The organism is Erysipelothrix larvae, assembly GCF_001545095.1.
Taxonomy (GTDB): domain Bacteria; phylum Bacillota_I; class Bacilli_A; order Erysipelotrichales; family Erysipelotrichaceae; genus Erysipelothrix; species Erysipelothrix larvae.
In genome coordinates, this window is record NZ_CP013213.1 from 1241041 (window position 1) to 1254697 (window position 13657).

Here is a 13657-nt window from a genome sequence, read left to right on the forward strand (position 1 = left end):
TATAACCTCTTCTAGTTAACGCCTAAACGACACGCCACTCAAGCTCTAAATCAACATCATATTGATTTTTAACTCGAGTAATACATTCATCAATGACTTGTTTCATATCATTAACTGATGCGTTTCCAGTATTAACAATAAATCCAGGATGCTTTTCAGAAACCATTGCATCCCCCACCTTAAACCCTCTAAGATTTACACCATCAAAGAGTTTCCAAACAAATAACCAATTCCCGTCTTTATCTTTAGGGCGTTTAAACACAGAACCTGCGTTTGCAAAATTACGAGGTTGCTTAATATAACGTTCATGACGATATTCCAACATTTGATCTAAGATTTGGTTATAATCACCTTCAATAGCTTTTATACCGCATCGTAAAACATAAACCGGCATATCGTTTAATTTTGAATAACGATATGCAAAGAACTCATCATCAGGGATAATCGTCTCAACACAATCTGTTTCAGTGTTGTACACTTCAATCCAATTTACGTATTGACCAATAGCATATTGCCATTGACCTGCATTCATATACAATGCACCACCAATGGTTCCTGGGATATCTTCACAAAATGACAATTCTCCCATGGACTGCTCACACGCAAACCATGCCATACGATGAAGGCGAGTTCCCGCTTCCATCACAAATTCTCCATTTTCAATTGAAATATCATTCAGTAATATTGTAATGATAAATACAGTGTTTTCATCATAGTAGTCTTGAGAGAAAAAAGTATTTGAACCATTTCCAATCAACACAATTTTTTTTCCTTTAAAATCTCTTAATGCATCAACAAATCCTTCAACAGAGTGTGGTAAAACAACACAGTTTGCTTTTACATCAAGTCGCAATGTGTTGTAGCGTTTCATCGATGTTTCATTAAGAATAAAATAATCAGCCATAATAACTCCTTTGTACACTTAACCTGAGACTATATTACACGTTTCTCAAGTTTTATTCAAGTTCCACAAAAATTTGTGGAAGGTCAGCCTGGGTCAAAATCGACACAGGTTTTTCATTTTGAAAACCTGTTTCAGTAACAATAATCGCAATCAATGCTTTTCCAGACTGATAAAGTTTATCATATATCTCAAGAACATCATAGTAGGTGTTGCTTGAACTCATAAAAACAATTCGTTCATCCTTGTTTTGATAACGCAATAAATCACGAACGGTGAGTTGATTTGTATCAAGAATACCCTTTGCGTGATTAACAAGTTCATTGAATAATCGTGCATGAATGCATCCAACATAGCGATGATTATCATACACTGGGATTACTGAATACCCTGTTTTATTTTGAATTGATGCTACCTCTTTCAACGTTCCATCTATTTGAATTGTAATTACTTTTTTATTTTTTAAATTCGCAAGCCGAGGTGGCGAAACAATCATTGCTTCAATTGCCTCAATTTTTTCAACAATATCCATGTGCGGTTGAGCAATAACCTCATCTTGTTGACCTACTCTGCTGTGCACAATTGCATTTCTCAATTGTGCCATTTCTTCTAGAAACACACGTTTTTCTTTGATATATGGATTAATTTTTGATGCTTGTTGCAACAAAACGGAAAATCGTTCATTGGATGTGTGCATCTGTCGTTTGAGTTCCATTTCAATTCTCACAAAGCTATTCAAAAAGCGTGTTGCATTATCTTCCATACTATTCTCCACTATCTTGTCCAAGTAATACTTCAGAGATTCGCTGTGAAATATTTCTTACACTGTCCTCATCTGCCCAATAAACATAATATTTATAGGTATCACCTTGACTATAAGTATACTGCATATCCCCTTTTCCTGATAAGGTAATTGACTCAAATGACCATGTTTCATCATTGTCTATTTGATGGGATATCAATCGTGAGAAACTATCGTAACCAAAATCTGTATCCAGAACATTTAGGAAATTCGATAAATAAGTTGGGAGTGTTGAGATTTTGCTTGGATCAATCAGTTTTCTAAAGATTGCCTCTAACAATGCTTGATGATTTGCACCACGCGAAACATCACCATAAGGAATATGAGTGCGTTCACGCGCAAATGCAACCGCAGATTCGCCATCAACGGCGTTTAAGCCTTCACCATAGGTAAAACCAGAGTCGGTAGTAAAAGCATACTTACTATTCACTTCAACGCCACCTAAGCCGTCTACAACGGTTTGGAGCGATGTGAAATTGACTCTTAAATAATAATTAATCTGAATATTAAGAAGCCCTTCAATAGACCCTATTGAGCAATCGACTCCATATAAGCCTGCATGTGTTAATTTGTCTTTGGCTTGATTACGACATGACAACTCAATGTAGGTATCTCTTGGAATCGAAACACTGAGGACTTTATTTGTGTTTGGATTAATAATTAACAGTAAATTCAAATCACTGCGAGAGCGTGTGTTTGTACTTCCGTAAACATCAATCCCACTGACATAAACAACGTATGGGTCTTTTAATACGTCCACTTCAACGGTGGTATCTTCACGTTCAATAAGTTTTTCAAAACTTCCGGATACAATCGTACGGGTACTAAAGTCTGGGAACAATGCAGTCACTTCATTCATAAAACGACTGTCTACCCAAATCGAGTTTACGTCGCGATCATACAATGCCAATACAAGACTGGATACGGTTTGATAATAATTAATCGAGGGATTCACAATATCATTTTTTTGATATGCTTCAATAATATATTCATCACGCGTTTGTGCTTGCCCTATTTCACCATAAACAAAATCACCTTCAATAAAGGCCACTTCTCTTAGTGTAAACAATTGATAAGATACCTTTTCAGAATGAATTGGATTCATAATAGTCCCAAGCATATATTGTGTATAAAAAAGGAAACAAGCGACGACAACCATCATCAGTGCACCCAATGTTCGAAGTGCAAATCGTTTGGTCACCAGTAACACAAACATCAAAAGCGCTAACGCTGCAAAAAAAGTAATTAAACGATAACGCCAATTAAAATAGATGTTGTTATAAAGCGCGATACAAAGGAGTGTGAATGCACATCCTAAGATAACCCATTGTAACCATTTTTTCTTAATAACATCCACACTCCTATCCCATTTTATCCCATAAAATCACATAAAAAAATCTTGGTTTTCCAAGATTAATTTTCGCGATCAACGCGGTGTGGTAATTTGTATTCACCTGTTACTTTATCTTTTACCAAAGTAACTTTAGGTAATTTGTAATGTGTGCGTCGTTTTGCTTTACGGCTTTTAGACGTACGTCTTTGTGCTACTGCCATGTGCTTTCACCTCCATCAATCAAATTTAAAATCTTTAAGCTTCGCAAGTCGTGGATCAATTTCCTTACTCTTTTGTTCTAGATAATCTTCTTCCTTAAGAACAACCCATCCATTACCTGATGGATATTCCTTTAAATCAGGGTGTACAACCTTGAGAGGTATCTCAACTAAAATCGCATCCCAAATATAAGGATCGAGATCAAGAACATCCGTGTCAACAACAATCACAGGATTGTCATCGTCTTCTTCGTCACGAACCTCTATTCCGAAGAGAAAGATTTCCGAAAGCGTTGCCTCTATTTCAATCTCTACAGGCTTCAAAGAAATTGCACATGGAATCTCAACAGTTGCTTCAATTGTACAATTGACAAAGAACTCATCGTTCTCACTGTTGAAAAAACCTGTACCTTCCACATAAACATCACGCAAATCAGTAAAACGATTATTCGGAACCATCTCTTGAAACGAATCCACCAAACCACTTATATCAATCCGTGATGAAGAATTTCTTTCAAGATCTTTAACTCTAAATTCCATAATATCACCTTCACATTTTGCTATTTAATTATAGAGAAATGATTTCTAAAAGTCAAATCATTTATGCACTTTATGAAACAAATGGGTAAACATAATTTTCAAGTTTACCCATCATGAATTATTTCTAACTTTTAAGTAATAATTAAACACAAATTATTAATCTGTATTCTTCAGTTTCTACCTGATGCTTCACTTAAGAATTCATAAGCGAGCAGTGCCAATGCACTACTGCATGTTTCTAAGATTTCATCATTCCATTGAAACTGTGGATGATGGTGAATCGGTTCCGGTTTGCCATCTTCCCATATCCCAACAATAAAGTAAGATGCAGGAACTGCTTGACACACAAATGCAAAGTCTTCCGCTCCCAATGTTGGAAACTCTTGTTCAGAAACCCGCTTTTCACCAAAAAACGATGTCAACGTTCGTTGTGCAAAATCAGTCATCGCATCATCGTTAATGAGTGGTGGATATGATGGTAAGAAATTGAAATTATACTGTGCGCCATTCATCTCACATACATGTTGAATAATTTGTTCTAAGTAGGCTTGGACTTGTTCACGAGAGTCGGGATAGAGCGTACGAATCGTTCCACCAACTTTACAGCGTTCTGGTATGACATTTAGCCCCTCACCTGCATGAATTGTCGTAAACGATATCAGTGTTGGTTTAACGGGGTCTAAACGACGTGTAAGCATGAATTGTGCGTTTTGAATGATTTGAATTGCAACACTAATTGGATCAATGGTTTGTTCTGGTGAAGCAGCATGGCCGCCTCGCCCAATAATTTCGAGTTCGAATTCATCAGGGGCACCATACATTGCGCCGTGTTTCACTTGAATCAACCCATGTTGTAAATGACCGCCTAAATGAAGTCCAAAGGCTGCATCAACTTTTGGATTCTCCATAATCCCTTCATCGATCATCGGTTGGGCTCCCCCGTCCGTTTCCTCTGCAGGTTGGAACATAAACTTCACCGTTCCACACAAGTGTTCTTTCATTTCATTTAAAATATACACTGCTCCTAAAAGACCTGCTGTATGACCATCATGACCACACGCATGCATAACGCCATCCACGGTCGATTTATAATCAACATCGGCAGTTTCAAGTATCGGTAAAGCATCCATATCGCCACGTAGTAATACTGTTTTTCCTGGCTTTGAACCATGAATTTCAGCAAGAATGCCTGTTTCAGCTTTGATCGAATACGCTACACCTAAGCGTTGAAGTTCTGCAATTATCTTTGCTTGAGTTTCAAACTCCTGATGCGCAAGTTCAGGGTGGGCGTGTAAATCACGCCGCACCCTTTGAATGTCTGGTAAATACTGTTTTGCTAATGCTCTAATGTTATCATGCATTTATTAATCCTCCCCTAAGTACCGTCCCAGGAACGCTTTGGTACGTTCCTCTTGTGGATTTTCAAAAATCTCTTGTGGTGTTCCTTTTTCTAAAACTACCCCATCATTCATAAATACAACAGTATCGGATACATCACGTGCAAATGCCATTTCGTGTGTTACGACAATCATTGTAAAGTTTTCTTTGGTTAATGCTTTCATAACCGCAAGCACTTCGCCTACCATTTCTGGATCAAGCGAACTGGTTGGTTCATCAAATAACAAGACTTGTGGATTCATTGCAAGGGCACGCGCAATCGCTACACGTTGCTTTTGCCCCCCAGATAACTGTGTGGAGTTTTTATTTGCAAAAGGTTCCATCCCCACTTTCGTCAATAAATCAATCGCAATTTTTTGTGCTTCCTCTGGGCTTCTTTTTAACACCAGTGTTTGTGGTAATACACAGTTTTCTAAGACTGATAGATTGTTGAAGAGGTTAAAGTTTTGAAACACAATTCCAATATTCGTATGCAAGTCTTGACCTGGTAAATCATGGATTGGTGTCCCTTTGTAATAAATCTCACCTTGTTCATATGTTTCAAGATCATTGAGGCATCGTAATAATGTACTTTTCCCAGACCCTGAGGCACCGATAATTGAAACGACTTCACCGTGATGAATGTCTAGGTTGATGCCTTTTAGTACTTCTTGTTGTCCAAATGCTTTGTATAAGTTTTCAATTCTAACAATTACTTCTCTTTCCATTGTTTATACCACCCTTCTTAATAATGAACACTCGATGATGTCGATGTTGGATAACTACTTGCTTTTGTTTTTGTCTTATCCATACGAAGTTCTACAAATCTTAGTAGGATCGTAAGAATGGTTGTAAGCACTAAATAAATGATACTTGTAATTGTAAACGTTTGGAACATTTTATAAGTTGTAGAAGCGATCCCATTGGATACAAAGAAGAGTTCAGTTACCGCAATAACATTCAACACAGATGTATCTTTGACATTTACAATAAGCTCATTGCCTAATGCAGGAATAACATTTTTAATTGCTTGTGGCAAGATAATTTTTGTCATGGTTTGCCAACGTGTGAACCCAAGACTTTTCGCTGCTTCAAATTGACCGCTATCAATGGCTTGAATTCCTGAACGAATTGTTTCAGATAAATATGCTCCTGTATTAATACTTACAACAATAATCCCGGCAACAATGTTTCCAAATGGTAAACTTGACCATCTAAATCCACTGAAGAAGAATGAAGCACCAAAGTAAATAACCATTGCTTGAACCATCATTGGCGTACCACGGAAAATGGTAATATAAACATTCGCAATTGCATTGGTAACTTTTGTATTTCGTGTAATGGCAACAAACAAGGCGATTAAGAACCCTATTGCTGTTGCTGATAATGAAATGAACAGTGTAATTAAAGTCCCACGAACAAAGCTTTCTTTATTGTTTTGTAAGATTGACATCACAACTTCAAAGAAATTTCCTTCTGTTGCAAATTGTTGATTATTCGCTTGTTGCATCAAGGCGATTTGATCTTCAACTGGAATTTGTGCAAGTGCTGCGTTCACATCCGCTAATAATTCTGTGTTTTCTTTCGCAATCCCTACGGATACTGATACCATATAATCTTCAATTGTAAATCCTTCATCACCATCGAGTAAGATGAATTTCAAGTCACTGTTTGATTGCGCGATTTGGTTTCCAGTAATACTATCCGAAACAAATCCATCCAATTCACCCGATTGAAGTGTGACAGTCATTGTCGCAAAGTCTTTGAGGTTTTCTACCTTTTGAATTCCTGTAAGTTGATCCAGTAAATCAACGTGGAAGGTTCCAATTTGTGCAGCAATACGTGCATTTTCAAATCCGTCGATGGAAGTCGAATTTGCAAGTGGACTCGCAGCGGAAACCACGACACCAAATCCAACATCTTCAGTATAGTAAGGATTTGAGAATGAGATTTCTTTTTTACGTTCAGTAGTTGGTGACATACCTGCAATAATTGCATCAATCTGTCCTGTTTGGAGTGAAAGAATCAACCCTTCCCATGAAAGCTTTTTAATAACAAGCTCTTTCCCCATTATATCTGCAAGTCTGCGTGATATCTGTACATCATATCCTTCACAAAATTGACCCCCATCAATTTCAACATTTGTTTCTGTTGCACTTGATTCTGTCCAATTGTATGGCGCATATCCACACTCCATCCCGACAACGAAGGTATCTTTATCTCCATCATCAACGCTTGAGCATCCTGTGATCAAAATCAGCATTGCGCCGATTATAAGCAATAACTTTCTCATAAAAGTCCCCTTTTCTTTACTCATTGAATCATCAAGGCAATAAAAAAACTTTAGCGGATGCGCTAAAGTTTAATGTCTACTAATAGCGCCAATCCATCCCGGATTGAGTGATAGTGATTTTCTCTACTATCCCCATAGCATAAATATGTCTATTTACACTATTCGGCGGTGATTACCTTTCAAAAACGTCTTCGCATACCTGCTCGATTTCATACTCTGATGCACCGCTACCTCTATATTCAATTTACAAGTACTATACCACTTCGAAAAATAATGTCAAGTCATTTTCAAAAATTTTCAGAAAATATATGCAAAGTTTCATTTTGACAGTTATTTTGCGTTTGATAGTCTAAAAAAAAGAAAAAGGGTTCTTTAAAATTTGGTGTTGGTGGAGTTCAATCCATAGAATCTTAAGTTACAGTACTCACTATGATTTCTAGTGAGTACTTTTCATTTCTAATCTTACCATAGTATTACAAATTAAGAGTACTCTTGTTCTAAAATTTTCAAAGCTTCGATAACCGAAGGCAATCCGTTTAATTACTTTGATTAAATTATTGGTTCCTTCTATACGACCGTTAGAGTGAGGATACTTTATTGCATTTGAGACTGATGTCTCATATTTTTTTAGCGTCTTAATTGCTTTTTTCATCTGGATTGAGATGTTCTTTGGAGGGTCATTCAGGATTTCTAAAAGTGAAGTCATATTTTTATTTCGGATTGCTTGAGTTAAGCGTTGATGCACCCAATATGTTTCCTCAAATGTCTTGTCAACTCTCAATAAATCATCGACGATCATTGATTCACTCATCAAGTGTTTATAACATCGATAGTGATGGCAGTCATTACTATCAAGCTTGAGATTGTCTTTTAATATAAGCTTCCAATAGTTCTTCAGTTTTGTCTTTGAGTCTGGTGTATCATTCATGACCGATACACGTGTCGAATTGAGTGCGCGATTCAAGTGTTGAACGATATGGAAACGATCCGTAATGATTTCAGCATTATGGAAACATGATTTGATAAGTTGAATATACGGCTCATACATATCAATAGTAATGGTTTTAACTTTATCACGGACTTCCTTTGGATATGTGTTGAAATAGCTCTTTAAATGGCCTAACTGCCTGTTTTGCACGATGTCGAGCACGTTCCCAGAGTCTGCATCCATATAAATGAATGACATTTTACCTTTTACAGATTTGACGGATCTAAACTCATCAAATGCAAGGTGTTCAGGAAGGGACAATCGAGAGACAACAAAATCTTCATTAATGCTTTTTAGCCAATTATTGACTGTTGTGTGAGAGATGTTTAGACTCTTTGCAATATCTTTTACAGAACGTTTGGACTTCGATTCAAGTATCGCTGCATGAAAAGTATTTGTTGATATTGAATGATTTGGTTTTACACATGTAGTTTCAGCGATTGTACCTTTATTGCATTTCTTACAACAAAACCGAGGTTTCTTTAATCTTAGAATTGTCGAAATATTTGATGCATTTGGTAGTTTAATAGAAACAGTCTTTGTCCCATTTTTATAAATTGAGTGATTCTCATTGATACACCCACAGTGTACACAATGAGGAGGCGTGTTTACAGACAGTATTGCTTTGCATATATGAGTGGTTTTACCCTTAACTGTTTCTTGAGAAACACAATTATCTGAAAAAATGATGTTTGGGTCTTTAATATTTAAGAGCGAACGTATACAATTAGAGATGGACATAGATTTGTTCCTTTCTTGTGTGTAGTAACTTAAGTATAAGGTAAATCTATGTCTTTTTCTATTGTCTGATTAACATTAAAAAAGATGTTGATGATTTCTCACCAACACCAGAATTTCAAGAACCAGAAAAAGCCAATTATGCGGCTTTTTCTAATTTATAAGGGGAAAGAATATCTGTATAACAACACATTCACAAGGGGATATGAATATATAGGAGAAGAGGTTATCATACAGTGTAAGAGATATCTCTTACGATTAATAGAATACACTACAAATGTGTAATAATTAAGCTTAGACCATGTTAAATTATGTGAGGTCCACATTTTCCATCGCTTTATTGTAATAACGTTTAATCGTATCAATACTCACATGCGTATAAATCTGAGTAGTACTAATTGACTCATGACCTAATAGTGATTGTACAATACGTAACCCTGCACCATTATCCAGCATATGTGTTGCAAAAGAATGTCTTAACATGTGTGGATGTACTGATTCTCTCAATCCAGCAATTTCTGATTGTTTTTTTAAAAGATACTGAACGCCACGGGGGGTTAATGGGTTTCCTTTGTTATTTAAAAACACAGATTGATTTGATGTGTCATCAACAAGTTGGACACGTGATTGTTTTAAATACGCATCAAAGACTTTTGCATAGGATTCATAATAAAACAAAACCCGTTCTTTATTCCCTTTACCACGAACAATTAAAGAGTGATCGTTGGTATTGATATCGGATAGGATCAAATTACACGCTTCACTGACACGCAATCCACACGCATACATCAATTCAAATAACGCGCGGTTTCTGAGTCCTAAGACATCTTGTTCACATGAACTAAAGAGATTCTCTAAATCATTTCGTGAAAGAAACGAAGGCAGTTTACGTCTTCCCCTTCGAATCCGTATACTATCAAAAGGATTCGTGAGCGCACCATAGTTGGCTTGAAGAAATTTCATATAAGACCGTAGACAGGATATTTTTCGAGCAATGCTTGATGGTTCGAGTCCAAATTCATACAACGCATTTAAATAACTATACCCAATGTCATGGGGTAAGTTCATGAGATCTTCATCTTCGATATAATCAATGAATTGTAGGATATCACGTCGATAACTACTTTTGGTTTCTTCGGACTGGGTGTGGGTAATGTAGATATAATTTAAAAAAGTATTAAGTGTTTCGTTCATTAAATGCTTGGATCCAAGCAATGCTACGATTCGCCATTTGCTCACGATCATCCAATCGGTTTTGAATCAAACCAAAATTAGCATTCATAGGTTGGAAGCGTTTTGCATTAGCACCTGATATATAATGTGCCATAGCTCCTAGCATCGTTTCGCCAGACCAATCAATCAGTGGTCTGTTTTCTAAATATTCAATCATATTTAACGCTGCAACAAGCCCGCTTCCTGCGGATTCTACATAGCCTTCAACACCTGTCATTTGTCCTGCAAAGAATAGATTTGGTTTTTGAATCATTTGATAATGTTGATTCAAAATTCCTGGGGACTTTAAAAACGTATTGCGATGCATCACGCCATAACGCACGATTTCCGCGTTTTCCAGTCCTGGAATGAGTTGAATCACTTTCTTTTGGTCACCCCATTTTAGGCGAGTTTGAAAGCCTACAAGATTATACAGGGTTCCTGCTTTGTCATCTTGTCTCAATTGCACAACCGCATATGGACGCGTTCCATCTGGTCTTTCAAGTCCAACTGGTTTAAGGGGTCCAAAAAGCATCGTCTTTATCCCACGTTTTGCCATCTCTTCAACTGGCATACACCCTTCAAATACTTTGACATCTTCAAATGTGCGCATTGGCGCTTCTTCTGAAGCCATGATGGCGAAAAAGAACCGTTCAAATTCTTCTTTTGTCATAGGACAGTTAATGTAATCAGCCCCATCCCCTTTATCGTATCGGGATTTACGATATGCAATGTCAAAGTTAACCGAGTCAACACTTACGATTGGCGCAATTGCATCATAAAAGTACAACGATGCATCTCCAATTAATGTTTGAATTTCATTTGACAATGCATCAGAAGTTAGAGGACCTGTAGCAATCAATGTGGGAGTGTCATCTAGCCCAGTCCATTCTTCATGATGAATTGTGACATTTGGAAATGCTCGAATACAGGCTTCTACCGCTTCACTGAATCCAACACGATCAACAGCTAAAGCACTTCCTGCTGGGAGTGCTGCTTTATCTGCTTCACGCATGATCAGTGAATCTAAAAGACGCATTTCTTCTTTAATGAGTCCTACTGCATTATTTAAAGCGTCTGATCGAAATGAATTAGAGCAGACAAGCTCAGCAAAGTTTGAGGTAACATGCGCTGGTGTCATTTTAACCGGACGCATTTCATACAGTTCAACATCATAGCCACGTTTTGCAAGTTGATAGACTGCCTCACTGCCCGCAAGACCTGCGCCGACAACTCTAACTTTCTTGCTCATCACTCGACTCCTTCTTACTTTCTTTCTTTTCTTTTGGTTGGATATATTTACATTTTGGATATGCTGAACACCCTACAAAGAAGGTTCCAAAACGACTCTTACGTTTTACAAGTGGTGACCCACACTCAGGACACATTTCACCTGTTTCTTCGGGTTTAGGACGTTCTTTCCCTGCAAGAGGTCGAATATACTTACATTCAGGGTAGTTTGAACATGCAATAAACTTGCCATATCGACCGTTACGATATACCAGTTCGCCGCCACACTCAGGACAGAGCTCACCCACTTTTTCTGCTTCAATCTTTTCCATTTTTTCATTTGCTTCATCAAGCAATGGATAAAACTTATCAACAAATGATCTCAGAGTATGAATGTTGTTTTCATCCCCTTCCGCAATCTTGTCTAAATCACTTTCCATGTTAGATGTATAGTTAGGATTTATAATCGATGAGAAATGATCTTGAAGCTTATCGTTGGTGAGTGACCCTTGATCTGTTGGTTTAAATACTTTAGTACGACTTGTTTCACTTTGCGCTTCAAAGGTAACATAAGCACGTTTCACAATTGTATCCATGATCATCGCATACGTACTTGGTCGACCAATGCCTAATTCTTCAAGTTCTTTAATTAAGCGTGCTTCAGTATAACGTGCTGGGGGTTGTGTAAAGTGTTGTTCAGGGATAATCTTATCTGCTGAGTATTGTTTTGTTTCATCCAAATCACCAATGAGTTTATCCGTTGAGTTTTCATAATCATATACTTTCAAATACCCATCAAATTTTAGAGTTTGTCCAGTACCGTTAAAATCATAATCATTTTGTGTAAAGGTTACACTGATACTATCGTATACTGCAGATGACATTAAGGATGCCAAGGTGCGGTAGTAAATAAAACGATATAGTTTATATTCATCATTTGATAGATATTGTTTCACGGATTCTGGCGTATGATGAATGCTTGTTGGTCGTATTGCTTCGTGGGCATCTTGAGCATTGTCATTTTTCTTGCCAGAGCGGTATGCACCAACATACTCTTTTCCAAATGTTTCTTGAATATAGGGTTTCACAGCATCAACAAACACATGGCTTAAACGCGTTGAGTCCGTTCTCATGTATGTAATGAGACCTTGTGTTTCGCCACCCAAATCAACACCTTCATACAGTTTTTGCGCAACACGCATTGTCTTTTTAGAATTGAAATTCAATCGTGTTGATGCTTCTTGTTGCAATGTCGATGTGATAAATGGCATTTTAGGTTGTTTCTTACGATCTTTACGTATAAGTTTCGAAATATCAAAAGGTCCTGTTGTATTATCAAGGACTTTTTGAGCATCCGCTTCATTTTTCATTTCCAGTTTTTTACCCTTGTATTTATCCGCTTTTGTAACAATCTCAATGCCTTGATTCATGAAAATACCTTCAACAGTCCAGTATTCTTCAGGAATAAATGCAAGGATTTCTTTTTCGCGATCTACAATGAGTTTCAGTGCGACCGATTGAACACGACCTGCACTTTTTGACTTAATTTTTGATTGCAGTAATTTTGATAATTTAAACCCGATGATACGGTCTAAGATACGGCGTGTTTCTTGTGATTTCACAAGATCCATATCAATGGTCCGTGGTTGATTAAATGCATTTAAAACCGCTTCTTTTGTGATTTCGTTGAACACCACACGATTCTTGCTGTTTAAATCAAGCCCTAACTCATCAGCAAGATGCCATGATATTGCTTCCCCTTCACGATCCGGGTCGGTTGCAAGATAGACAGCATCAACTTTTTCAGCTTTTTTCTTTAATTCCTTCACAACATCTTTTTTATCTTTACTGATAACATAGGTTGGATCAAAGTCATTATCGACATCAACCCCTAAACCACCTTTACCACGTGTTGCGAGGTCACGAATATGACCTTTTGAAGATACTACCTCAAAATCTTTCCCAAGATATTTTTCAATCGTTTTCGATTTTGATGGTGACTCCACGATTACTAAACTTTTCATT

General features: G+C 37.1%; 12 protein-coding genes and 1 riboswitch. All 12 genes read right to left on the reverse strand.

The genetic code is table 11. From position 1 onward, the window contains the following. Positions 1-22 precede the first annotated feature (22 nt). The 12 genes from murB to topA all read right to left on the reverse strand — a co-directional run bounded on the left by murB (position 23) and on the right by topA (position 13656). Positions 23-904, reverse strand: a complete 882-nt coding sequence (gene murB, locus AOC36_RS05735; protein WP_067632339.1) for a UDP-N-acetylmuramate dehydrogenase — start codon at positions 902-904, stop codon at positions 23-25. A 52-nt stretch (positions 905-956) separates the two neighbouring features. Then, positions 957-1664, reverse strand: a complete 708-nt coding sequence (locus tag AOC36_RS05740) for a CBS domain-containing protein (protein ID WP_067632341.1) — start codon at positions 1662-1664, stop codon at positions 957-959. A gap of 1 nt (position 1665) precedes the next feature. Beyond that, positions 1666-3060 carry an LCP family protein gene (locus tag AOC36_RS05745; RefSeq protein ID WP_067632343.1) on the reverse strand — a complete coding sequence of 465 codons (1395 nt, stop codon included), beginning with the start codon at positions 3058-3060 and terminating at the stop codon, positions 1666-1668. A 56-nt stretch (positions 3061-3116) separates the two neighbouring features. Beyond that, positions 3117-3257: a 50S ribosomal protein L32 gene (gene rpmF / locus AOC36_RS05750; protein WP_067632346.1), complete on the reverse strand. Its 141-nt coding sequence runs from the start codon at positions 3255-3257 to the stop codon at positions 3117-3119. Positions 3258-3272: 15 nt separating this feature from the next. Further along, the gene (locus AOC36_RS05755) at positions 3273-3794 is read right to left on the reverse strand and encodes a YceD family protein (protein WP_067632348.1); all 522 of its coding nucleotides are present in this window, start codon (positions 3792-3794) and stop codon (positions 3273-3275) included. A 170-nt stretch (positions 3795-3964) separates the two neighbouring features. Next, a complete protein-coding gene (locus AOC36_RS05760; RefSeq protein ID WP_067632350.1) occupies positions 3965-5155 on the reverse strand; it encodes a M20 metallopeptidase family protein in 1191 nt (396 codons plus the stop codon). 3 nt (positions 5156-5158) lie between these two features. Then, entirely contained in the window at positions 5159-5899 is a 741-nt protein-coding gene (locus AOC36_RS05765) for an amino acid ABC transporter ATP-binding protein (RefSeq protein ID WP_067632351.1), read from the reverse strand. Between the two features lie 17 nt (positions 5900-5916). Next, on the reverse strand, positions 5917-7464 hold the full coding sequence (locus AOC36_RS05770; RefSeq protein ID WP_067632353.1) for an ABC transporter substrate-binding protein/permease: 1548 nt from the start codon (positions 7462-7464) through the stop codon (positions 5917-5919). A gap of 75 nt (positions 7465-7539) precedes the next feature. After that, a riboswitch (Lysine riboswitch) is annotated at positions 7540-7708 on the reverse strand. 192 nt (positions 7709-7900) lie between these two features. After that, complete coding sequence (locus tag AOC36_RS05775; RefSeq protein ID WP_067632355.1) at positions 7901-9193, reverse strand: ISL3 family transposase; 1293 nt, start codon at positions 9191-9193, stop codon at positions 7901-7903. A 306-nt stretch (positions 9194-9499) separates the two neighbouring features. Then, positions 9500-10384: a site-specific tyrosine recombinase/integron integrase gene (xerA, locus tag AOC36_RS05780; RefSeq protein WP_067632357.1), complete on the reverse strand. Its 885-nt coding sequence runs from the start codon at positions 10382-10384 to the stop codon at positions 9500-9502. After that, complete coding sequence (gene trmFO / locus AOC36_RS05785) at positions 10368-11654, reverse strand: methylenetetrahydrofolate--tRNA-(uracil(54)-C(5))-methyltransferase (FADH(2)-oxidizing) TrmFO (protein ID WP_067632359.1); 1287 nt, start codon at positions 11652-11654, stop codon at positions 10368-10370. The genes xerA and trmFO overlap by 17 nt, the downstream gene beginning before the upstream one ends. Further along, the gene (topA, locus tag AOC36_RS05790; RefSeq protein ID WP_067632361.1) at positions 11638-13656 is read right to left on the reverse strand and encodes a type I DNA topoisomerase; all 2019 of its coding nucleotides are present in this window, start codon (positions 13654-13656) and stop codon (positions 11638-11640) included. Before topA ends, trmFO begins: the two co-directional genes overlap by 17 nt. Position 13657 lies beyond the last annotated feature (1 nt).

Coding starts and splice junctions, on each gene's coding strand:
- AOC36_RS05775 (WP_067632355.1), bottom strand. CDS start 9,193: ATGTCCATCTCTAATTGTATACGTTCGCTCTTAAATATTAAAGACCCA.
- rpmF (WP_067632346.1), bottom strand. CDS start 3,257: ATGGCAGTAGCACAAAGACGTACGTCTAAAAGCCGTAAAGCAAAACGA.
- AOC36_RS05755 (WP_067632348.1), bottom strand. CDS start 3,794: ATGGAATTTAGAGTTAAAGATCTTGAAAGAAATTCTTCATCACGGATT.
- AOC36_RS05740 (WP_067632341.1), bottom strand. CDS start 1,664: ATGGAAGATAATGCAACACGCTTTTTGAATAGCTTTGTGAGAATTGAA.
- AOC36_RS05760 (WP_067632350.1), bottom strand. CDS start 5,155: ATGCATGATAACATTAGAGCATTAGCAAAACAGTATTTACCAGACATT.
- AOC36_RS05765 (WP_067632351.1), bottom strand. CDS start 5,899: ATGGAAAGAGAAGTAATTGTTAGAATTGAAAACTTATACAAAGCATTT.
- murB (WP_067632339.1), bottom strand. CDS start 904: ATGGCTGATTATTTTATTCTTAATGAAACATCGATGAAACGCTACAAC.
- topA (WP_067632361.1), bottom strand. CDS start 13,656: ATGAAAAGTTTAGTAATCGTGGAGTCACCATCAAAATCGAAAACGATT.
- xerA (WP_067632357.1), bottom strand. CDS start 10,384: ATGAACGAAACACTTAATACTTTTTTAAATTATATCTACATTACCCAC.
- trmFO (WP_067632359.1), bottom strand. CDS start 11,654: ATGAGCAAGAAAGTTAGAGTTGTCGGCGCAGGTCTTGCGGGCAGTGAG.
- AOC36_RS05770 (WP_067632353.1), bottom strand. CDS start 7,464: ATGAGAAAGTTATTGCTTATAATCGGCGCAATGCTGATTTTGATCACA.